We start from the raw sequence: 21,687 nt of genomic DNA, 5'->3' as shown, positions 1-21,687 counted from the left end.
GGGAGTAAATACCAATGAAACACATTTTGACAGCTGCTGCTGTAGCACTGGGTGCTGCGGGAACTGCGCAGGCCGCCGATGAGGTGCGTCTGCAGCTACAATGGGTGACACAGGCACAATTCGCTGGCTATTATGTCGCGCTGGATAAAGGATTCTATGGCGAGGAAGATCTGGACGTGACCATCCTGCCGGGTGGCCCGGACATTGCCCCGCCTCAGGTGCTTGCTGGTGGCGGCGCTGACGTAATGCTGAATTGGATGCCTTCGGCACTGGCTGCGCGTGAAAAAGGCCTGCCTGTGGTGAACATCGCCCAGCCTTTCAAAACCTCGGGACTGATGCTGACCTGCTGGAAAGACACCGGCATCACCAGCCCGGCGGATTTCAAGGGCAAGACAATTGGTGTGTGGTTCTATGGCAATGAGTACCCCTTCCTGAGCTGGATGAGCAAAGAGGGCATCAGCACCGATGGTGGTGAAGATGGTGTGACCGTACTGAAGCAGGGTTTCAACGTTGACCCACTGCTGCAGCGTCAGGCTGACTGTATTTCCACAATGACCTACAACGAATACGGTCAGGTTCTGGATTCTGGTGTGTCTGAGGACGAACTTGTGACCTTCAAGTATGAAGACCAGGGGGTAGCAACGCTGGAAGACGGTATCTATGCGCTAGAAGCCAATCTTGAAGATCCGGCATTCCAGGACAAAATGGTTCGGTTTGTACGGGCGTCGATGAAGGGGTGGAAATATGCAGAAGCCAACCCCAGCGAGGCCGCTGACATCGTATTGGACAACGATGCATCTGGTGCACAAACCGAGGCACATCAGCAGCGCATGATGGCGGAAATTGCCAAATTGACCGCTGGCAGCAACGGGTCTCTGGATCCTGCAGACTTTGACCGCACCGTATCTACATTGCTCGGCGGAGGTTCGGACCCAGTGATTACTAAAATACCGGAAGGTGCCTGGACGCATTCCATCACAGATGCTGCACTAAACTGAAGCCAATCAAAAACTGAGTAGTCTCAAATCGAACTGGCCCGCCGTGTTCCCTCACGGCGGGTCACTTGTCAAAAATCAACAAAAATTTGAATTTTTGGCACCGCACACCCTTGAGTTGCTAAAGATGAGTTCTAGATACGTTTAAAGCAGAGCGAACTATATCGTTCGCCTGAACTCGGGAAGTCTTTCAACCCAGAAGGGGGAAGCATGTCCGACTGGAAACGATCCGGTGTCTGTCTTTGCCATTCCAGCACGACCACTGGCAGTGATTTTTGCCTACGCGCGGGGGTTCGGAAACATAATTCAGCTGTTGATGTATATCATTCTACAGCTGGGGAAGCTGCCTTGCCTCTATTGGGACTATGCGAGGTGGCAATCGAAGAGCGTAAATCAGATCAGCGGACTCACATTTTGATATTGCATACTGAGGCCGGGCATTCTGACGTGAGCCAGGCGGAGTGGTTTAACAAATCAGCTTGGGTACATGCGGTTCAAATATGTAACTTAGAGCGGATCGGTCATGTGGACCTGTTGTTGGCCTTAGCGCTTGGGTTTGACTTTGTTTTTCTACAGAAACTGCCATTTGAGCATGGAGCGGCGGATCAGAGTAAAGAAGTTGAACTGGCTCAGATGATGGGAGGTGAAGAGCGGCTAGAGTTGTTTGTGTCCCAGTTGGAGCTCCGCAATTCTATGGCGAAACTGCCTAGGACTGGCGGACGCTGGCCCTATAGAAGGCCCGTTCCAGGCCCAAACCGCCGTGCAACAGCGCGGGCGTGTGCGACGGTATTGATGCCAGGGGTGCATCAGCCATTGAACCTTCCGCAGGATGCTCCCTATGGAACAGTGGAGCTAGATTTGTCGGCTTGCACAATGTGCCAAAGTTGCGTGTGGTTATGCCCAACCGATGCGCTCTCGATTGGCGAGCATAAGTGTGAGCTGGTATTCGTAGAAAGCCGCTGCATCCAATGTGGGATGTGCCAGTCCATCTGCCCCGAGGATGCGCTAAAATTAAGACCCAGGATTGATCCTAAACCAAGCGCGGACACACAGCAGGTATTACATCAGGTTGAGCCATTTAGATGTACATCCTGTGGCGTGCCTTTTGTTGCAAAATCTATGATGGATAGATTGTTAGCCCGGATTTGGGGGCGCAAAGGGGTGCGGGCTTCGGAGGAAGTCCAGGAATTGATCCCTCTGTGTCATTCCTGTCAAATTCAGAAACAACAGGGCGGCAACACAAAGCCCGCGCCACTGATGATCAAACCGCGGCAGGTGTCGCGGCAACTGCTATAGTGAACAGAAACGGAATATCAGTTCTGTTCTAAGAATCCGCCATAAAGCCCTTGTTTGAAAATTAGTCCCTTTCCAGGCCGGGTAGTGGCTGACAGAACTTCCCCTATCAGGATCGAATGATCTCCGCCTGGGTGGTGGGCAAAATGTCGGCAATCAAACCGTGCAATGCAATCAGGTAGTGTTGGAGTACCCACAGCGTTGGGCTGCCAGCTTACCGGTTCAAAATCTTCACCATTGCAAGCAAAATGCTTGGCCAGATCGAGTTGATTTTCGCCCATGATATGAATGGTGAAATGGTCTGCATCTATAAAGGCGTTGTGGCGCAGCGAGTTCTTTGCCGGGCACCACAACAGTAGAGGAGGGTCCATCGACACTGAGGTGAAACTATTTGCTGTGATGGCCAAAGGGCCACGGGGCGTCAGAGTTGTTACAACCGTTACGCCAGTGCCAAAACAGCCCAGTGCATCACGGTAAGCACGGACGGTGTCGGGTCCGGGCGTAAAATTGGATTCGGACATGCCGCGCGCTCTTCTTTGGTTCCACCAGCTGACCTGACATGAGGACAAAGGTTTGTCCACTATATTGAGGCTGATGCCAATACGGCCCCCATCAATGTGGGGGCCGTCAGCGTCAATTCATGGCTTGAGTTGTCAATGTAGCCATTGCTGCAGCAATGGTGCTGATCTCACCCATCGCGTCTACTGACTTCAACACTTCTTTGCCCTGATAGTAGGCAATCAGTGGGGCAGTTTGCGCGTGGTAAGCTTCCAGGCGCGATCCGACCGTTTCAGCGTTGTCGTCGGCGCGACGCTTCATCTGGGTGCTACCGCATTTGTCACAGGTGCCAGCCTTTGCCGGCGCCTTGAACGTGTCATGATACCCTTCCCCACAGCCGCCACAGGTGAAGCGACCAGAAATCCGGGTGACCATCGCAGCATCATCCACTTCGAGGCTGATCGCAGCATTGATCTGTTGGCCAGATTCGTCCAACAGATCATCCAGCGCCTGAGCCTGTACCGTGGTACGTGGGAAGCCATCAAGGATGACACCCTTTGCACAATCATCGGCATTCAGCCGGTCTCGCAGAATGTCGATGACAATTTGATCACTCACCAGATCGCCAGCTTCCATAACCGCCTTGGCTGCCTTGCCAGCTTCGGTGCCTTGGGCCACGGCGGCGCGAAGAAGATCGCCTGTGGATAGTTGAACCAGACCAAAACGCTCTTCTAGCATTCTAGCTTGAGTTCCTTTTCCAGCACCGGGGGGGCCGAGCAAGATTAGAACCGCGGGCGAAGTAATAACTTCCGCATCCATACTCATCCTCCTATTTTCCAGCCCGATTGGCGATCAAATCATCAACCACCGACGGGTCGGCAAGAGTGGATGTGTCCCCAAGGCTGCCAAAATCGTTCTCAGCGATTTTACGCAAGATCCGGCGCATGATCTTGCCTGAACGCGTTTTGGGCAGGCCAGGGGCCCATTGGATCACGTCTGGGCTGGCAATCGGGCCAATCTCGGTGCGTACCCAAGTCCGTAGCTCTTTCAGAAGGTCGTCGCTGGGCTCGGCATTGTTCATTAGGGTGACATAGCAATAGATGCCCTGACCCTTGATGTCATGCGGATAACCAACCACGGCAGCCTCGGCGACGGCAACATGGGCCACCAGGGCACTTTCCACTTCGGCAGTCCCCATGCGGTGACCGGATACGTTGATCACGTCATCAACACGGCCGGTGATCCAGTAGTCGCCATCTGCATCACGTTTGCAGCCGTCACCGGTAAAGTAGTAGCCCTTGTAATCGGCGAAATAGGTTTTCTGGAACCGCTCGTGGTCCCCCCAAACAGTGCGCATCTGGCCGGGCCAGCTGTCTTTGATGCACAACACGCCATCGACATCATTGCCTTTGATTTCAACGCCCGAGGTGGGGTCCAGAACAACTGGTTCGATTCCAAAAAAAGGCTTCATCGCAGAACCGGGCTTCATTGCATGGGCACCGGGCAGGGGGGTCATCAAATGACCGCCAGTTTCGGTCTGCCACCACGTGTCAACGATTGGGCAGCGACCGCCACCAACAACGTCATTGTACCAGGTCCAGGCTTCGGGATTGATCGGCTCACCCACGGTTCCCAGAGTGCGTAGGCTGGATAGGTCGCATTTTTCGACCCATTCGTTGCCTTGGCCCATCAAGGCGCGCAGCGCAGTGGGAGCGGTGTAGAACTGGTTCACCTTATGCTTTTCGCAGACCTGCCAGAACCGGCTGGCGTCAGGATAGGTGGGCACACCTTCAAACATCAGTGTGGTCGCACCGTTGGCCAATGGACCATAGACGATGTAGCTGTGTCCTGTAACCCAGCCTACATCAGCCGTACACCAGTAGATGTCGCCATCGTGGTAATCAAAGGTGATCTCGTGGGTCATGGCCGCATAGACCAAATAGCCACCAGTGGTGTGTACCACGCCCTTGGGTTGGCCGGTTGAACCCGAAGTATAAAGGATGAACAGCGGATCTTCGGCGTTCATTTCGACTGGTGCAAAGCTATCGTCTGCTGCAGCAGCCAATGCGTTGTAATCGTAGTCACGGCCCTCAATCCAAGTGGTTTGGCCACCTGTACGTTTGACCACCAGACATTTCACGTCTTCCTTACAATGCAACAACGCTGCATCAGCATTGGATTTCAACGGTGTTTGACGCCCGCCGCGTGGGGCGTGGTCTGCTGTGATGACAACTTTGGCATCAGAGCCGTTTACCCGCGCAGCCAGGGCGTCCGGGCTGAAGCCTGCAAAAACAATCGAGTGAATCGCGCCAATACGGGCACAGGCCAGCATGGCGTAGGCTGCCTCTGGGATCATCGGCATATAGATAATGACACGGTCGCCCCTAGTCACACCCATCGAGGTCAAAACATTGGCCATCCGGCACACAGAGCCGTGCAGTTGCTTGTAAGTGATGTTTTGGGCTGGCTCGTCTGGATTGTCAGGCTCAAAAATAATAGCAGTCTGATCGCCACGGGTCGCAAGATGGCGGTCGATGCAATTGGCGCTCACGTTCAGAGCGCCGTCTGAGTACCAGTTGATCGAGACCTCGCCAAAGTTGTAGTTGACGTCTTTCACCTGGCTATAGGGCTTAATCCAATCAATGCGCTTTCCCTGTTCGCCCCAAAACGCTTCAGGATCAGCAATCGAGGCCGCATACATCTGTTCATATCCGGCAGCATCTACATGCGCACGGGCAACGGTTTCGGCCGACGGCGGATAAACGACACTCTCGTGTTGCGTGGTCATCCTGGGTCCCTCCCTAATATTTTATCAGCTTACCAATCGACCGCTAATGAGCGGGGCTGGCAAACCGTTTCCATCCTCGGCGATGATCATAGAGCAGGTTGAAAATATGTGAATAAGCGACGGGAAAATAACGATTTGCTTGTAAACGATTTTCCGATGAATTCACTTGGCTGTAAACAAAATCTAAAAAGCGCTGAAATTTCCATGGTTTGCTAAAGAATTACCTGTCAATGAAATCTGGGGAAGCTGTTTTACAGCATTTACTCCACTAAGCCGTGGCCGGGTAAGAAACTGCAACCAAGCCGTGTGACATATTGTACGGGCTTATAGCTTCATTAGTTAGCCCAGAGGTTTATCTGCAGAAAAATTCAGCGAGTCGCAGGTGTTTGACCGACATTTGGCGGCAGCGCATTTAGTTTCAGTAGTTTCCCGGGCTTGGCAGCGGCTTGGCTAGTCGTTAGCTTACCCTCAAGCGCCCCACTATGAGGGTTCAAACCGGGAGAAAAAACTATGAATAAGATGTTGACCGCGGCCGTGATGGCCACAGCGGGATTTGCTGTTGCCTCTGAAGTTGCAGCCACTGAGTGGAATGTATCTGTTTGGGGTAAGCGTCGGGCCTTTACCGAGCATGTTGAGCGTCTTGCTGAGCTGGTTAGCGAAAAAACCAATGGTGAGTTCACTTTGAACATCTCATATGGTGGTCTGTCCAAGAACAAAGAAAACCTGGACGGTATTTCCATTGGTGCCTTTGAAATGGCGCAGTTCTGTGCCGGCTACCACCGTGACAAGAATCCAACAATTACTGTGTTGGAGCTGCCGTTTCTGGGTGTGAATACACTCGAAGAAGAAGTTGCGGTGGCCAATGCAGTATATGCGCATCCTGCAGTTCAGGCCGATCTGGCACGCTGGAATGCGAAACTGCTGATGACCTCACCAATGCCTCAGTATAATTTGGTTGGTACGGGTGATCCGCGCGATAGCTTGGCCGCGTTTAAAGATATGCGGGTCCGTGCCACTGGCGGTATCGGCAAAGCCTTTGCTGCTGTGGGGGCGGTTCCGACTTCGGTTACAGCAACCGAAGCCTATAACGCGATGGAATCAGGTGTTGTCGACACCGTTGCGTTTGCCCAGCACGCGCATCTGGCCTTTGGTACAATCAATCGTGCTGATTGGTGGACTGCAAACCTGAACCCCGGCACCGTGAACTGCCCTGTTGTGGTCAACACAGATGCCTATGACATGTTGAGTGATTCTGAGCGTGAAGCGCTGGACAGCTCGGTTAGCGAATCCATTGATCATTATCTGGCCAACTATGGCGAGCTGCTTGCCAAGTGGGACGATGTCCTGGTGGAAAAAGGCGTGACTAAGGTCGAAATTTCCGAAGACCAACTAGCCGAGTTCCGCACTGTGGCTGCTGACCCGATCCGCGAGCAGTGGATCGCGGACATGTCAGCTCAGGGCATTCCTGCGCAAGAACTGTATGATCTAGTGATGGATACACTGGCTGCTGAACGCAAGTAAGCGGTTTAACATGACCAAGGCCGGGCAGCAGTGCCCGGCCTTTTTGGTTTCTAAAATATAGGTAAGGATCTGTCCCATGGCGACAAGCGCTGCGGTATTGGAAGATGGCAGTCTGATTAGCCGGTTGGACGGTCAGCTGCTGCGGCTAGAACAATTGTTAGCGTTGGTCAGCGGAATAGCGGTGTTTTCTTTGATGGTGCTCGCGGTGGTTTCCGTGGGTGGGCGCAACGCAATGAACGCGCCGCTGCCCGGTTATGTGGACTGGATTGAACAGGTGATGCCATTGATCGCTTTCATGGGCATATCCTATGTGCAGCGCGACGGTGGTCATATCCGGATGGATATTCTTATTGGCTCGCTCCGAGGCCGCGCATTGTGGCTGTTTGAATTGATCTCGGTTATGCTGATCTTGCTGTTGATGATGGCCCTGGTCTGGGGCAGCTGGTCGCATTTTGGTCGGTCTTTCGATTTTGCGGTACCACTCTGGAGCCGAGACAGCTCGATTGATATCAGTCTGCCGATTTGGCCTGCCAAACTGTTGGTTCCGGTGGCGTTCTCAGTGCTGTGTCTGCGGTTGGTTTTGCAGATCTGGGGCTATGGCCGCGCGTTTGTGTTGGGGTTGGAAACCCCAGTGGCGGTGCCGCTAATCCAAAGTGCTGCAGCGCAGGCGGCAGCGGAGGCGGAACAGTTGAGTGACGCCGGCAATAACGGCTCACAGGGCTAAGGGGCAGAACGATGGAACCTATTGAAATTGGCCTTTGGGTCACTGGCTTTATGCTGGTCATGGTTGTTGCAGGTATGCGGGTGGCCTTTGCCGCCGCCATGGCTGGGCTGGTTGGTCTGATATGGATATTTTGGGCCAAGTTCGGCTACCAGCCGGATAAATTCATCAAGGCGCTAACCGTATCAGTCAAAGTTGCGGGGCAGGTGCCTCATTCCAAGGTGTCGAGCCAGGCGCTAAGCCTGATCCCAACCTTTATTCTGATTGGGTATTTGGCCTATTATGCAGGGCTGACGAAGGCCCTGTTTGAGGCCGCCAAGCGCTGGATTGCCTGGCTTCCCGGTGGATTGGCTGTATCGACGGTATTTGCGACAGCTGGTTTTGCTGCTGTGTCCGGCGCCTCGGTTGCGACTTCAGCGGTGTTTGCCCGTATCGCAATCCCGGAAATGCTGGCGATTGGGTATAATAAGCAATTCGCGGCTGGTGTGGTTGCTGCCGCAGGGACGCTGGCTTCGCTTATTCCTCCATCAGCGATCTTGGTGATCTATGCGATTATCGTGGAACAGGATGTGGGCAAGCTGCTGCTGGCTGGGTTCATTCCAGGGGCATTTAGCGCAATTGTGTATGTGACGTTGATTGTTGGCATTGCAGTGATCTTTAAAAACGTCGGCCCGCCGGTGACTGGGTTCACCTGGCGCCAGCGCTTTGAATCCTTGCCGGCCGCAATGCCGATTATATTTGTTGTCCTGATCATCATCTGTTTTGTCTATAATCCCTTCGGAGACGAAGCCTGGGGTACACCCACCGAAGGTGGCGCGCTGGGGGCTTTTGTCGTGTTCTGCATGGCCATTTACAATGGCATGAAATGGACGCAGCTGAAATCAGCACTGCTGGAAACAGCCAAGCTGACGGTGATGATCTTTACTATCATCTGGGGCGTCTTGATCTATGTGCGATTCCTTGGCTTTGCAGATCTGCCTGGAGCATTTTCTGACTGGATTACCAGCCTTGAAATGGCACCTATGCTGATCCTGATTTGCATTTTGCTGGCCTATGCGGTGCTGGGTATGTTCATGGATGCCATTGGTATGTTGTTGTTGACCCTGCCAGTTGTCTATCCTGCAGTAATGGCGCTGAACGGTGGCGAGAGTGTAGCGGCTGCTGACAGTGCCTTTGGCATGAGCGGCACAATGTGTGCGATCTGGTTTGGTATTTTGGTGGTGAAAATGGCTGAGTTCTGCCTGATCACCCCGCCGATCGGACTCAACTGCTTTGTTGTGGCAGGCGTGCGTGATGATCTTACGGTGCAGGATGTGTTCCGTGGTGTGATGCCATTCTTCATTGCTGATGGAGTGACCATTGCTCTGTTGGTCGCCTTTCCTAGCATCGTCCTTTATCTACCATCTTTGGTTGCATAACTAGACACCAAAAGGCGCCCTTTTACGGGGCGCCTTTTTAGTTCAGATGGACACTTATTGATCAGTATACGGCTATAACTGTTCAGGATATGGCAGCAGGCGCCCGTATCAAATCCACTACCTTGGCAGATTCAATCAACGGGTAGAAACACTCCAGAGATTGGTGGGAATGTGTAACCGGGAGTAAAGGCTCGCGGACCCTCCTATTCCGTTCCATAGCCCAACCTGCGCAATCCGCCCAATTTTTGTGTCCTCTCAGGAGGCGAAGCCCGGACGCTCCAGATAAGGTGTAATGATGCTAGCATGAAGGTGCGAAGCACACGGAAACCTGCAGCACAATTTTGAACATATTCAAACGGAGGGAGCTGGAGACACAAAACTGCCGTATTCTTGACCCTATCCCGCCCGGTTCACAGTCTAAAGATTAACAGCGGCCAGAACGGCGCGGGAAAAATCTATCTCTCGAACCGTGAAGTGACCGTAACCATGTCCATCATCAAAAAACTTGCCAAGCTATCGGGCCTCGCCATGCTTTTGTCCTCTGGTGCATCAGCAATGAGCGGATCTGTTCCTCATGTTTTGCTTCACTGCGATGCCAAACAACAGGCACCACTTTGCGCTGCACTGGCGCAGGCGATGACGGCTGAACTCCCGCAACACAGGCTCACCATATCCGCTGAGGTGGGTGAGGGCGCAGACCTAATTGTGCGTTACGTCGAAAAGCACCGAGAGGCTGACTGGCAGTCAGGATATCTGACCTGGCACAGTGATGATGGTCGCGATGGGGTCGGACCGGTTATCGAATACTCGGTTATGGACCGTCTCCTTGAACCAAAAGATTTAGTCCCATTTGCCCTGCAACTGGTTCGCTCATCAGAGCTACCACTCTAAAGCTGGATAGCTGAAAAGGAATGCGATATGTGTGAGCTTTGTGGAAATCCTGATCATAAAAACCCTTTGGACACTGCGGGCAGCAGTAGTTCTACCTCGCAAGATTCAGTCGCAAAACCTACCTATACCGTAGATCAAGTCGCGACGTATCTTACACAGGGTTATTGGGAAGACACAGGGCGGTCGCAGCGATCCTATGATGTTGAGCCAGGGGGGCAGATCACAGTCAATCTAAATGGGTTGAATGCTCATGGACAGACTACAGCGCGGCAGGCACTAGATAGTTGGACGGCAATTACTGGTATCGAGTTTGTTCAAAGCAGCTCGGCGCAGATAACGTTTGATGACAGCCAATCTGGCGCCTATGCGAGCTCCAGCGTTAGTGGCAGCACTGTCATTAGCACCAACATCAATGTCGCTACATCTTGGTCGAACTACGGCGACTATTATCTACAAACGTTCATTCATGAAATTGGACATGCTTTGGGGCTGGGCCACACTGGAAACTACAACGGTAGTGCCAGTTATGGGACGGATGCGGGTTTTGCCAACGACAGCTGGCAAATGTCGATTATGTCCTATTTCAGCCAAACTGAAAACACGTCCACAGATGCGTCATATTCCTTTTTGGCAACGGCTCAGTTGGCGGATATTGCAGCAGTTTATCAGCTGTATGGTACACCGACAAATGTTGAAACCGGTAACACGGTATATGGGGATGGGGAAACCACCGGTCGGGTTGGTATGGATCTATCCGGGACTTGGGCGGCTGCAATCGTAGATAGCGGCGGCATTGATTTGATTGATCTGGGGTCACGCGGCAGTGACCAGATGTTGAGCCTTGAGGTCGAAACCTATTCCAACCTGAACGGGCGAACAGGAAATTTCTCAATTGGGCGCGGGACAGTTATTGAAAATGCCATCGCCGGGTCCGGCGATGATACCATTATAGGCAACGACGCAGATAACCGGCTCGAAAGTGGTGCTGGGAATGATCTGATCGATGCTGGAGTGGGCAATGATATCCTGATCGGTGGAGCAGGTGCAGATATTCTGACCGGTGGGACTGGAGCAGATCGTTTTGTTTTCAACTCACTTGTTGATGCAGGTGACACTGTCACCGATTTTGATTTGGCTGCGGGGGATCGGGTTGATCTTGGCCAGTTGCTGCTAGATGTCGGATATGTCGGTGATGCAGCCGTCACAGACGGAGTAGTCTCGCTTGAAGCTGGGACTGGCGGGTCTTGGCTTGTTATTACCTATGGCGGCGAGACAACGCAACTGGCCTTTTTGACTGGCGTTTCGGCAGATGCTGATGTCGCTGAAATTATCAACAGCGGCGCTACACCTCCGCCGCCCCCACCACCAGAGCCGGTGTCGACTGATACGACCTATACATTTGACAACGATTTTGTCCGCAACTGGTCTACTTCATTGGCGACAGTGAGTGACAGTGACGGTGGGAACGACACGCTGGATCTTAGCGCTGTGACGTACAAAACACAGATAAGATTGGAGAGTGGTGGTTTCAGCAAAATCGGCTCCAAAGTTCTGACAATTGATCCTGACACGCCGATTGAGAACATCATTTTTGGCCGGGGCAATGACATCGGTTATGGCAACGATGCTGACAACTTGCTTCAGGGCAACGGTGGTGCCGACCGGCTGTATGGCGGCGCAGGCGCCGATACACTGGAAGGTGGCGTCGGATCTGACAAATTGTATGGCGAAGACGGGGACGATCTCCTGGACGGGGGAGACGGGTCCGACAAACTCTACGGCGGCGAGGGAGCTGACACTCTTCTCGGTGGAGGTAATAACGACTATCTGGACGGCGGCACAGGCAACGATGAGCTGCATGGCGGAGCGAGCCGCAATCAGATCTTTGGCAGAGAGGGCGATGACACCATTACTGCGGAAGATGGTGATAACAGAATAGATGGTGGCACAGGAAATAACTCTATCAGTGTTGGCGATGGTAAAAACCGGATCGCCAGCGGTACCGGGAACGACACCATCCTAGCGGGTGCGGGGGCCAATAGAATTGAAGTCGGCGATGGTGACAATCATACTACTGTCGGTGGCGGGAAAAACCGCATCGAATCGGGCAGCGGCCACGACACGATAATTGCCGGAGCAGGCAGCAACCGAATTGAAGTCGGCGATGGCCACAACTACGTTTCAACTGGTGGCGGTAGCAACCAGATCGAGTCTGGCAGCGGTAACGATACAATCATCACGGGCGGTGGTGCGGACAAAATCGAATCTGGCGGTGGGGATGACAGCATCAATGCCGGTGATGGTAAAAACAGGGTCACTGCCGGGGCGGGTGATGATACAGTTTCAACCGGAACGGGCCATGACAGGGTTGATGGTGGTGCCGGGAATGATCTGATTTCTGGCGGCGAGGGCACCAACCGACTGAATGGTGACGAAGGCGATGACACGCTGACTTCGGGGGCTGGATCTGACCGTCTTGATGGCGGTACTGGCAACGACAGCATCAACGCTGGCGACGGGAACAATATGGTTTTTGGTCGGGATGGTGATGATTGGATCCTGACCGGGGCTGGCAATGACAAAATCTATGGTGGTGAGGGCAATGATACCATCTTTGCCGGAGCAGGGGATGACCGGATTGACAGCGGTGCTGGCGATGACAGTATCTACGGCGGAGATGGAACTAACCTGATTTCAGCAGGGGAAGGCGCGGACTGGATCCAGGCGGGAACAGGGAATGACAGAATTTACGGCCGAGCAGGTGCAGACACGGTCAGTTCCGGGGATGGAAATGACCGTGTCTATGGTGGTGAGGGCGACGATGCACTTGATGCAGGCGGTGGCAACGACCGCGTGGCCGGTGATGAGGGAAATGACACCATCTCAGGTGGGAGTGGTGGAGATCAAATTGACGGCGGAGACGGTGACGACAGATTAACCGGTGGTGCCGGAGTGGATACCATCAGAGGCGGCGATGGGGCCGATGTATTTGTCTTCAACACAATCGCAGATGTCGGCGACTTGATCCGCGATTTTTCCGTCGAACAGGGCGATTTGCTGGATGTCACTGCCTTGTTGCAGGAACTTGGGACAGACGTGGAAACAGCCCTAGCGGCCGGTACGTTGAGTTTGGGTGGCACGAGGTCATCTGTTTGGCTTGAATATGATGCTGACGGGGCGGGAGATGCAGAAGCAATCCAGATCGCAAACATGTCTCGTGTCAGTCTGTCAGATAGTCTTTCAAGCGATTGGTTTGCATGAGTCAGATGTAGAAACTTGCAGCAAGCGGGGCAGAGGCAGATCCAGCAGCCCGGCTTGTTTCCTGGTGCTTCGTTTTTGTTTCTTCATGCTCGTGTTCCGGTGTTTAAACACCTTTGTTGGACCTTTCGCATAAGTGCCAACTGGCTTGCTTAAAGGTCCATCGGTGCTGCGGGAGATAGAGCGCCTTGAAACGCCCCAAAATCTCACCTTATTTCTGGAGGCGGACCCTAATACCATATTTGAGGTCAACACGTATGAGACCAAGCTGCAGCGCATTTTTGAGAAACTAGGTCCGGTACTTGGTTCAGGGCAGTCTCTTATGGTCTATGCTTGTGCCCATTGTTTCCGGCACTTTTCTATTTGGGATACAGCGGATATAGGGTTGCAGCATGTCAAGCCTATGAGGGCATACCGCAGGGTGTGCCAAAAACACAAAACGTCGCAAAACCCAGCAAAATAAGCTCCAAACAAGCCATTGTTTCGGTCAGCGGAGAGTGCCTAAATGATAGATAAGTCCTTAATAACAAAGGCCGCACGCCTATCCGTCGCACCGATGATGGACTGGACTGACCTAGCCTAAGTAGGCTTGTTTTACTGGGTGTTCCTTAGTGCATTTGGTATTGGCATACTTTTGGCATACCGGTTCATTGTATCGGTGATCAACCGATGATCTGAATGCTAAAACAAATGCGTTTTGAGCACAAATGTATGGCAACAATTTTCGAGCCATCAATGTATTTGGGCCTCCCTTAGGAAAGGGTAGGTTTGCTGGGTTTTTGAAGCAGATTAGTTGCTTACGCGGTGTCTTGGAAAAGACTGCAGAGTTTCAGCACGGTAGATGGGAATACGGATTGCGAGAAGTAAGCCCTCTAAGTTGCGTGTGGTTGCCAGAATTCAGGCAACTATGCGTTGAGTAATAACAGCTTAGGCCTTACTCAGATGATCAACTGTTGTGTCGAAGTGAAAAATACGTAGCTATTCAAACGAGAGGTTCGCAGAAATGTCTATTGATGGTTTTTTGACATTTTTTGGGTTCTTGGCGGCCGGTTTCGCTCTGCTTGACGAAGTATCCAAGCTGCGGCTCCTCCTGCATGTAAAGCGGCAAGTTTTGTGGTTTTTGTTTTCGTTCGCCTTGATCGGTGCGCTACTATTGCCCGAAGAACCCTCGAAAGATGTTCCTAGTTATTATCCTGGCCCCATCTCTAATTTTGTCAAATGGGCCGATAATACGGCCAGTGGTGCCGGTGGAATGGCATTTCTCATACTGATCCTCTGGGCAGTTGTTGCCGTTTTTCTTTACAAAACGGCATGGCCAACCTCCTCATCTTTGAAGAAGTTGAGCATACTAGCAAACAGATTGGCAACACAGGGAAGGTATCTAGAGCTGGTAGAAGTCGTGAAGCCTTACATTCCCTTGATACGTAGGGATTCAAGGCGAGATTTGTTTCTTCAGAGGATACATGATTGGCTTGCAGCAGGCGGGCCATTCGCTCTTTCGATCTCCGATTGGATGCAACTGGGCAAACAACCGAGCGGTTGGCTTAGACAAACGAAGCAAGCGGCTTTCAAATGGCTTAGGCGGGTGGGAAGGAAGATGATTTCAGCTCTTGCATTGTTTGTGCCAGCGAAACGTGAGGTTTCTCAAACGGCGACAGACCTTGAAATTTTGCTGCTACGGTCTGCTGGCTTGAGGGATTTTCTTACCAGTTCGCGCGCTGATTTCATTATCGACTTGATGGAGTTTGAACGGTTTTCAACGGAAGATTTCGTGACTGATATCATGAACCGCATGATGACTACGCCCAACAGCCACTTTTTTCGTGAGCTAAGGCTCATGGAAAGTACAAACGGGAGAGGTAGCTTTGTCTATGAAGATCAGCTTGTTCTCATGAAATCCTTTGTTTTAAATGGTGAATTTTCTTGCAACCATGGTGTTTGGAAGCCGATTGGGGATGGTGCGATAACCCAAATTAGCGAAGACCGAGAGTACCGTGAGAAGTTGTTGGACACACCACCAGAAAATGCCCAATTGTTTGATGATCCGACATTTTGCACAGTGCAGCTTTTTGCTGCGATGGTTGGCACTGCGGCTCGCGAGGGCATCGAGGATCACATGTGGCTTATGTACATGTCGATTATATCGAAAGAGCTTGTGGAAATGCACTCCCATTGGAGTGGGGCTGATCCAGAGGATGAATTTCCTACCCTTGCAATGCGGCTCATTTATGAAATCACGAACGCTCAGCAAGATTGGATCGATCTCCACAAGACTCTGCCAGATGACAACTACCACAATTCGAAAGAAGCAGTTAACGGTTGGGACAATGCGAGCATCGTAATGTGGTCAGTTCGCGATTATGCAAGAACGATCCGCTACATTGTCAGTTGTTCTCATTTGCCTGACCGCTTCAAATTTGACAGGTGGTCTTCGTATGTGCGGTTTATTTCGAAAATCCAAGCTGATGGAAGGTTCCGGTTCTTACGGAGTTCGCTCATCAACGAGGCTATCGAGCCACATGACTATTCAACGCTTGGAAACCTAACGGTTCAACTCAAGGTTATGCATTCCGAAATTGATTCTTTCCTTCGGTATGATGCAGAAGACGTCGGCGCAGCTTTGGGCAAATAACTTAGGTCAATTTGGCGGCGAGGCGCACTACCTCACCGGGATGCGGCTGCTGAGGGTTTCGAACGCAAAGTGGTAGTTGTAGTCGGAACCATGTTGATTGGATCATCTGTTTTGCCTTACGTCTTCTCTAGGCGGTATTTTTAGGAAATTCCGCTTTGTTCCTTCCCGATTCTATAGACTGTTGCGACTCCAATATTGGCCAACTTCGCGATCTGGCTAGGTGTCACTCCGGCTGACAACATTTTGATGACGGCCCCACGGTCAACTGTCCTTGGTTTACCTTTGTATTTCCCAGCTCTCTTGGCTTTCTCAATCCCTTCACGTTGCCGTTGTCGGATTAAGCATCGTTCAAATTCAGCGATTGCCCCTAGTACCTGCATCATCAATTTACCGGCAAAATCTTGTTTATCGCTGGAGAAGGTCAGGTTCTCTTTCAAGAAATGTACTGTAGCACCCTTGTCCACCATCTCATCGACAATGCTGGTCAGGTCTGTAAGTGACCGCGCCAAACGATCAATGCTGTAGATATGGATTTCGTCTCCAGGTTCGATCCGGCGCAGAAGATCAGCCAGTTCCACGCGCTCAGTCCTACCACCAGCAGATACCTTTTCCTCATACATGTTTTTGAAGGAGATGTCGCTTGGTAGCTCTTGACGGTCGGTGGATTGATCTTCCGACGAAACGCGCTTGTACCCAAGTTTTGCCATGATGCTCTTCTTTTTATCGTTTGACTCATAACTTAACTGATAATCGTTTCTATCAGTTTTAATTGGACCCAAATGATAGAATTTACCCTGATATGAACGCTTCTCGTTTGGGTGTACCCTAGTGAGGTAAGTGTCCTTAGAGCCGTAGTCTACTTGGCAGCCTAGCGGCAACGAGTAGCGTTATCTCGGCCTGACCTCCCTTACAATTAGCTCCCTTAGGAACCTAATATGAACCCAGGAACTGGATGCTGTACCCGCGTAGGATTATTGATTTCTTGCCTATAAGCCTTTGGTTGTGCTCTAATCTAAGCAGGGGGACGAAGGCCAACCACTCAGCCAGTGTAGGAGGTGACCGATGTTGCCCCAATTGGGAACTAGTCAATAGCTACGAACCCATTTGATTTATGCGTTTAGAACGGAGCTAATAAATGACTGAACCGACTCCCGAGGAGCAAATAATGTTGCAGCAACAAGAGGGGCATAAATTCTCCCGGATGGCTGCATTTTCAGTCTCCTTAATGTCTGGTTTCTTCGTCATTGGGTTGTTGGCCTATTTATTTTATACTGCTCATTTGCACTCAACACAGTTTTATGCTTTGACCGCGGCTCTTAAATCAGAGCCTGGCGAAGCAATACACCCCAGTCAATTGGAACTGGTGTACCAAAGAATGAAGGCGATGCGGTTCGGGGATGCGTTGATCTATCGTTTCTCATTGTCGGCTGCAGCGATTGTTGTCTCCTTGGCGACCATTGTGCTTGGCAGTGTTTTAATATTCGACCGTGTCGCCTCGGAAACTAAGAGTACTGCTGGGGTGAAGGCAGGTGACCAAGATGTCGCACTTAGCGCTGGAAGTCCTTTCCCCGGACTAATTATGGTTTTCATGGGATCTTTGACCCTCGCACTGAGTGTCTATTTCGGTGGGCCGGGGGCACCGGTAGTTAGAATTACTGACTTGCCCGTATTCACGTCAGATATTAATTTTAAGCGCAATGCGTTAGGCGTCCGATCAACGATGGCAATCAATCCAGATGAGCTCCCTTCAGGTGAGCCTGAAGGGAAATCGTCACTTTTGCCAAACGCAATGCTTGATGAAGAGTCTGCAACTTTCGATGATCCAGGCCTTGGAGGAAATTAGGACTTTGCCTCCTCACCTATTCCTTCCCGAGATAATATTCAATTGATTAGAAAGGTAGAACAATGCGCGTTCTTATTGTTGCTATTCTGTCGATGGCTTCATCCTCGTTGGAAGCAGAAACTGTTATTGAGAGAAGTGCTAGAGTGTGCCTTCATGAAACGACAGGGATATATTTTGATAGCAATTCCTGTAGGTCCTTCCGAAACGGCATTCGTTACGCGGAAAAAACTATGAGGCCTGGTGTTGCAGATGTTTCAGGCTTGGGTGTCAGGCAGACTTTACCAGGTGTCTGGGTCGTTCCTAATGAGAATATTATGCCTGTGCCGCCTGACAACTCCTGGAACGTCCCTGGTGAGAATTCCGTTCCTCTTCCGCCGAGCGCCCTAGAAGCACTTGAAGGCGCGGGTATAATAGTGGAACGGAAGAATTTTTTTACCACCTACGATCCCGGAGTTCTAGGGGGGGTAAATGGATTGGGAGTGATGCTCAATAATATGGCTCCAAGTACAAATGATTCATTGCGTTAAAACCAGAACAGAATTTTTGAATATTGAAAAATTCAATAGTAGCGGGATCGATACATGCTAACGCATTGATGAGATCACCGCCGAAATTATCAAGCGCGAAGGGGGATATGTGAATGATCCCGATGACCCTGGAGGGCCGACAAAATATGGCATCACAATTCACACATTGCGCAATGTAAGAGGGAAGGCAGATATTTCCGATGTCCGCTCATTAACAGTCGATGATGCTGTGGATGTATTCAAAAGGTATTATTTCCAAGAGCCTAGGATCGACTAGATTCCTTCTCCTTTGCAAGCCAGCGTTTACGACATGTATGTCAACTCTGGGGCCAAGACCGCCTACATCGAGCCAGGGTCTCCTTGGGAGAACGGATACTGCGAAAGTTTCAACGGGCGAATGCGAGACGAGTTGCTCAACGGCGAGATATTCTATTCCCTACGCGAAGCCCAAATAATCATTGAAAGCTGGAGGAAACACTACAACACCAAACGACCCCACAGTGCACTGGGCTATCGCCCACCGGCGCCTGAGGCCATCGTACCGGTGGACCAAAGGCCAACCGTGCACTAACTTTCAAATTGGACCACCCAAGTGGGGCTGCTCAATGGGAGAGCAGCGTATTGACTTGGCGTCAGGTGCTAATGACTTGCTCTGCTAAGGTCAGTGCTGGATTTTCAAGTGCGAAATAGAGGTTCAGAAAGTGAAAGTATCAAAAATTTCAACAGTTTCTGAATTATTAGCAGAAGTTTTCAACCGCGGGTGGTGGCGATGATCCGGTTGCGCCACCCAAAACCAATAGCGTCACTCTAACAGAAACAAGCCTGTGTTCTGGGTGGGAAAAGTAACTCTTAGGTGTTTTTGGCCAATTCTGGAAACAGGTTCAGTCCTGTTTTGTTCATTATTACGTAGGCAATAATGGTGAAGACAGTATCCACAATTTTTTGAGATAATACTAAGGTCATGAACCTAGTATACTTTATGGTCTGCCTAAATGCAGCCTGTTGCATGTGTAGAACTTGATCTGCGTATTCGGCGCTAATCTTCCCCGCCTCCAGAGAAAAACGTGTTTGAAGAGCGGCTTCAGCAAGAGACCTGAAGTAGCCTCCAACAACATCTGAATTTTCATTCAGCCACTCTTTCCCGACGTCTTTCACATCATCGAAAATTCTTTCAAGCAGGTCATCAACAGAATTAGGATCAAAATTTGAAAGGTCAGTCATTTCTATCTCACTTCATGGCTCGGACAGCGCGAACAGCTTGATCGCATTGAATGTCAACGGGTTGTGCTACGCCTGCCCCAGAAATGAGGCCACTTGAGCGGTGTAGATTGCTAAGATTGATTACTGCGGTTTCACACCCCTTAATCATTTCTAGTAATAATTGATTTGCTTCCATAGCTGGAGAATTCGAGCTGCTTGGTTCCCAAGATGCAATAATCAAGTAAGAGGACTTAAGGGAGGATATGGCTTGAGTGTAATTTTCTTCCTTATTCGAAAAACTATTTGGTTGAGCGCAGAGCCCTAAATCGACGCAAGCAGTTATTTTCGTTACATTTTCATATGCTTTTGAAATTAGGGTGTCTGCCTCTTTTTTGTATGGAGGCGCGAAAATCGAACATCCGGCCATGAATAAAACGCAGATCAATGAAGTGTATGTGTAGTTCATGCGAAAAGGTAGCAAAGCTGATTCCTTATGGGTAAATCCAAGTTATCGTCATTCAACCTTAGCATGTTTATTCATCGTGAAGGTCATTTTTTTGACGGGCTCTTTCATAACTCATTGTTATATAGATGAAGGGAGGTAGCGGCTTCCCTACGGCCCGCTGAGGAAAATCATCCGCTACGTTTGACTCTGTTACTGTTCGTACGCCATTGGTTGCTCTTTGGGCAATTTGGCTTCCAGTACCTCTTATGCATGTCCCATTTCATTGTGACGTTCGTCGATTAGTTGCTTGACCAGTTCAGACAGTACTCGGATCGATTTGTGTTGGGGGAAAGTGCTTTCCAGATAGTCAATATCGCCTGAAGTTAGGTCGAGAAAGCGTCGGTCTACTCCCAGTTTGTCGGCGTAGCCGTTGACAATTGAAGTGACCAGTGCCCTGACCTGATGTTGGTCTGGGGCTTTAATGGAATACACGGTGCACCGTGACAATAAGGGAGCAGGGATGCTATCCAGAGTATTCGCCGTGAATACCCATGAAACCCGGCTTGCATTCACTTCACTAGCTAAAAATTTTTCATACCAGTGTGAGTTTTCAGATGGTTCGAGCAAAGGAAGCAGAGCGCCGTGAAGGTCACCATTATGCGATCTGTCTGCTTTGTCGATTTCGGCAATCACCAGCATAGGATTGATCATCTGACCGTCAGCCATAGCAGCTGTGACGCAGCTAGGCGTGGCTGTTGACCAACCCGCGGACACTCCAAAAATGTTCGAATCCCGCATGCCTGCTACGTTAATAGTTGCCATGTGAACGCCAAGAACCTGGCCAATTTGGTGGAGCAATTGTGATTTCCCGATGCCGGGCGGTCCGACCAAGATCGTTGGTCGAAGTTGAATAGCATCTTGGCCAAAGTTCCAACTCCGAATTAGTTGTGAAGCCATGCCCTTGATCGCAAGTTCGGCATTTGGAAACGTATTCCTCAATGCCTCGAGCTCTTTAATTTGACCAATGCTATGGAGCTTTGCGACTTCTAAGGGCTTGAAGATGCGTTTGATGCGACTGTTTAGTTCCTTTTTTACTGTGCGCTCGAGTTCGTCTTCAGATTTCTTCAGATACAACTCAAATTGCAGGTCCGAAACAGTTTGATCCTGACGGATGATCGCTTTGCCTTGCAGGGCCGCCTCACGCTCTGCGACGATCTTCTTTAGAAACGACAATGGTGTCTTGCGGATTAATTGGCGCCAAGTCCGCCGCCAGGATAAAGGGCAGCCAGTTACCGCGATAACAGATCCGAGACTGGAGGCCATTTGCTCATTATCACCTGCCAAATGTGATGCCTCGAACTCTACCCAAGGATCCAAATTCGATTTGGATCGAAAGGCCTGCACCAATGTTGGTAGATCACATGTATCTAGAATTGCCGATCTGATCCATTCCAGATCGTGGTATTCTACTTCTTCAAAAATGTCGTTTAAGCGGACCTCATCGAACGGATCGCTTTCGGACCACAGCTCGATCAATTCAACCTAACGCGGGTCTTTGCTATTATCTGACGTGTCTGTGTTTTGGACCTGTCGCGGTTTGATGCCGCTCCTTTGATAGCATTTACTGCAACAAAGGAGACTGACTATGGGACTGAAG

The 21,687-nt window shown here is 50.8% G+C and carries 18 protein-coding genes and 1 pseudogene; 12 read left to right on the top strand and 7 right to left on the bottom strand.

From position 1 onward, the window contains the following. The first annotated feature begins 14 nt into the window (after window positions 1-14). Window positions 15-998: an ABC transporter substrate-binding protein gene (locus GO984_RS16455; protein ID WP_157023716.1), complete on the top strand. Its 984-nt coding sequence runs from the start codon at window positions 15-17 to the stop codon at window positions 996-998. A gap of 207 nt (window positions 999-1,205) precedes the next feature. Continuing rightward, window positions 1,206-2,291 carry a 4Fe-4S binding protein gene (locus GO984_RS24000; protein ID WP_157023715.1) on the top strand — a complete coding sequence of 362 codons (1,086 nt, stop codon included), beginning with the start codon at window positions 1,206-1,208 and terminating at the stop codon, window positions 2,289-2,291. Between the two features lie 17 nt (window positions 2,292-2,308). Here GO984_RS24000 and GO984_RS16445 read toward each other — a convergent pair whose 3' ends face one another. From GO984_RS16445 to acs, 3 genes are all read right to left on the bottom strand, one after another. Continuing rightward, the gene (locus GO984_RS16445; RefSeq protein ID WP_157023714.1) at window positions 2,309-2,809 is read right to left on the bottom strand and encodes a flavin reductase family protein; all 501 of its coding nucleotides are present in this window, start codon (window positions 2,807-2,809) and stop codon (window positions 2,309-2,311) included. Between the two features lie 112 nt (window positions 2,810-2,921). Next, on the bottom strand, window positions 2,922-3,605 hold the full coding sequence (locus GO984_RS16440) for an adenylate kinase (RefSeq protein WP_157023713.1): 684 nt from the start codon (window positions 3,603-3,605) through the stop codon (window positions 2,922-2,924). 10 nt (window positions 3,606-3,615) lie between these two features. Then, window positions 3,616-5,574, bottom strand: coding sequence for an acetate--CoA ligase (acs, locus tag GO984_RS16435; protein WP_157023712.1), 1,959 nt, complete (start codon window positions 5,572-5,574; stop codon window positions 3,616-3,618). 510 nt (window positions 5,575-6,084) lie between these two features. Between acs and GO984_RS16430 the strand changes: the two genes are divergently transcribed. The 6 genes from GO984_RS16430 to GO984_RS16405 all read left to right on the top strand — a co-directional run bounded on the left by GO984_RS16430 (window position 6,085) and on the right by GO984_RS16405 (window position 16,015). Then, on the top strand, window positions 6,085-7,095 hold the full coding sequence (locus tag GO984_RS16430; protein WP_157023711.1) for a C4-dicarboxylate TRAP transporter substrate-binding protein: 1,011 nt from the start codon (window positions 6,085-6,087) through the stop codon (window positions 7,093-7,095). 76 nt (window positions 7,096-7,171) lie between these two features. Beyond that, window positions 7,172-7,819, top strand: a complete 648-nt coding sequence (locus tag GO984_RS16425; protein WP_157023710.1) for a TRAP transporter small permease subunit — start codon at window positions 7,172-7,174, stop codon at window positions 7,817-7,819. 11 nt (window positions 7,820-7,830) lie between these two features. Further along, on the top strand, window positions 7,831-9,234 hold the full coding sequence (locus GO984_RS16420) for a TRAP transporter large permease (protein WP_157023709.1): 1,404 nt from the start codon (window positions 7,831-7,833) through the stop codon (window positions 9,232-9,234). Window positions 9,235-9,624: 390 nt separating this feature from the next. After that, window positions 9,625-10,125: a hypothetical protein gene (locus tag GO984_RS16415; RefSeq protein ID WP_157023708.1), complete on the top strand. Its 501-nt coding sequence runs from the start codon at window positions 9,625-9,627 to the stop codon at window positions 10,123-10,125. Between the two features lie 27 nt (window positions 10,126-10,152). After that, a complete protein-coding gene (locus GO984_RS16410) occupies window positions 10,153-13,386 on the top strand; it encodes a M10 family metallopeptidase C-terminal domain-containing protein (RefSeq protein ID WP_157023707.1) in 3,234 nt (1,077 codons plus the stop codon). A gap of 1,000 nt (window positions 13,387-14,386) precedes the next feature. Continuing rightward, the gene (locus GO984_RS16405; protein WP_157023706.1) at window positions 14,387-16,015 is read left to right on the top strand and encodes a hypothetical protein; all 1,629 of its coding nucleotides are present in this window, start codon (window positions 14,387-14,389) and stop codon (window positions 16,013-16,015) included. Window positions 16,016-16,155: 140 nt separating this feature from the next. Here GO984_RS16405 and GO984_RS16400 read toward each other — a convergent pair whose 3' ends face one another. Beyond that, the gene (locus GO984_RS16400) at window positions 16,156-16,794 is read right to left on the bottom strand and encodes a recombinase family protein (RefSeq protein ID WP_245231149.1); all 639 of its coding nucleotides are present in this window, start codon (window positions 16,792-16,794) and stop codon (window positions 16,156-16,158) included. 356 nt (window positions 16,795-17,150) lie between these two features. On the opposite strand from GO984_RS16400, the gene GO984_RS16395 reads away from it, so the two are divergent. From GO984_RS16395 to GO984_RS23990, 4 genes and pseudogenes are all read left to right on the top strand, one after another. Further along, window positions 17,151-17,858 carry a hypothetical protein gene (locus GO984_RS16395; RefSeq protein ID WP_157023705.1) on the top strand — a complete coding sequence of 236 codons (708 nt, stop codon included), beginning with the start codon at window positions 17,151-17,153 and terminating at the stop codon, window positions 17,856-17,858. Window positions 17,859-17,920: 62 nt separating this feature from the next. Continuing rightward, window positions 17,921-18,385 carry a hypothetical protein gene (locus GO984_RS16390; protein ID WP_157023704.1) on the top strand — a complete coding sequence of 155 codons (465 nt, stop codon included), beginning with the start codon at window positions 17,921-17,923 and terminating at the stop codon, window positions 18,383-18,385. Window positions 18,386-18,449: 64 nt separating this feature from the next. Further along, on the top strand, window positions 18,450-18,662 hold the full coding sequence (locus GO984_RS23995) for a glycosyl hydrolase 108 family protein (RefSeq protein ID WP_167740387.1): 213 nt from the start codon (window positions 18,450-18,452) through the stop codon (window positions 18,660-18,662). A gap of 48 nt (window positions 18,663-18,710) precedes the next feature. Then, window positions 18,711-18,956: pseudogene (locus tag GO984_RS23990) on the top strand (integrase core domain-containing protein); the annotation flags it as partial. A gap of 278 nt (window positions 18,957-19,234) precedes the next feature. On the opposite strand, the gene GO984_RS16375 reads toward GO984_RS23990, so the two are convergent. The 3 genes from GO984_RS16375 to GO984_RS16365 all read right to left on the bottom strand — a co-directional run bounded on the left by GO984_RS16375 (window position 19,235) and on the right by GO984_RS16365 (window position 21,566). Then, a complete protein-coding gene (locus GO984_RS16375; RefSeq protein ID WP_157023703.1) occupies window positions 19,235-19,606 on the bottom strand; it encodes a hypothetical protein in 372 nt (123 codons plus the stop codon). 7 nt (window positions 19,607-19,613) lie between these two features. Further along, complete coding sequence (locus tag GO984_RS16370; protein WP_157023702.1) at window positions 19,614-20,051, bottom strand: hypothetical protein; 438 nt, start codon at window positions 20,049-20,051, stop codon at window positions 19,614-19,616. 243 nt (window positions 20,052-20,294) lie between these two features. Continuing rightward, window positions 20,295-21,566 carry an AAA family ATPase gene (locus GO984_RS16365; protein WP_157023701.1) on the bottom strand — a complete coding sequence of 424 codons (1,272 nt, stop codon included), beginning with the start codon at window positions 21,564-21,566 and terminating at the stop codon, window positions 20,295-20,297. Window positions 21,567-21,687: the final 121 nt, after the last annotated feature.

The sequence above is a fragment of the Parasedimentitalea huanghaiensis genome (assembly GCF_009753675.1).
Classification (GTDB): Bacteria; Pseudomonadota; Alphaproteobacteria; order Rhodobacterales; family Rhodobacteraceae; genus Parasedimentitalea; species Parasedimentitalea huanghaiensis.
Note: the sequence above shows the minus strand (reverse complement) of the source record. Positions and strands in the feature narration are given on the sequence as shown.

Bases quoted from the DNA above. Each gene is read 5' to 3' on its own strand.
- GO984_RS16455 (WP_157023716.1), top strand. From the start codon at position 15: ATGAAACACATTTTGACAGCTGCTGCTGTAGCACTGGGTGCTGCGGGA.
- GO984_RS24000 (WP_157023715.1), top strand. From the start codon at position 1,206: ATGTCCGACTGGAAACGATCCGGTGTCTGTCTTTGCCATTCCAGCACG.
- GO984_RS16445 (WP_157023714.1), bottom strand. From the start codon at position 2,809: ATGTCCGAATCCAATTTTACGCCCGGACCCGACACCGTCCGTGCTTAC.
- GO984_RS16440 (WP_157023713.1), bottom strand. From the start codon at position 3,605: ATGGATGCGGAAGTTATTACTTCGCCCGCGGTTCTAATCTTGCTCGGC.
- acs (WP_157023712.1), bottom strand. From the start codon at position 5,574: ATGACCACGCAACACGAGAGTGTCGTTTATCCGCCGTCGGCCGAAACC.
- GO984_RS16430 (WP_157023711.1), top strand. From the start codon at position 6,085: ATGAATAAGATGTTGACCGCGGCCGTGATGGCCACAGCGGGATTTGCT.
- GO984_RS16425 (WP_157023710.1), top strand. From the start codon at position 7,172: ATGGCGACAAGCGCTGCGGTATTGGAAGATGGCAGTCTGATTAGCCGG.
- GO984_RS16420 (WP_157023709.1), top strand. From the start codon at position 7,831: ATGGAACCTATTGAAATTGGCCTTTGGGTCACTGGCTTTATGCTGGTC.
- GO984_RS16410 (WP_157023707.1), top strand. From the start codon at position 10,153: ATGTGTGAGCTTTGTGGAAATCCTGATCATAAAAACCCTTTGGACACT.
- GO984_RS16405 (WP_157023706.1), top strand. From the start codon at position 14,387: ATGTCTATTGATGGTTTTTTGACATTTTTTGGGTTCTTGGCGGCCGGT.
- GO984_RS16395 (WP_157023705.1), top strand. From the start codon at position 17,151: ATGACTGAACCGACTCCCGAGGAGCAAATAATGTTGCAGCAACAAGAG.
- GO984_RS16390 (WP_157023704.1), top strand. From the start codon at position 17,921: ATGCGCGTTCTTATTGTTGCTATTCTGTCGATGGCTTCATCCTCGTTG.
- GO984_RS16375 (WP_157023703.1), bottom strand. From the start codon at position 19,606: ATGACTGACCTTTCAAATTTTGATCCTAATTCTGTTGATGACCTGCTT.
- GO984_RS16370 (WP_157023702.1), bottom strand. From the start codon at position 20,051: ATGAACTACACATACACTTCATTGATCTGCGTTTTATTCATGGCCGGA.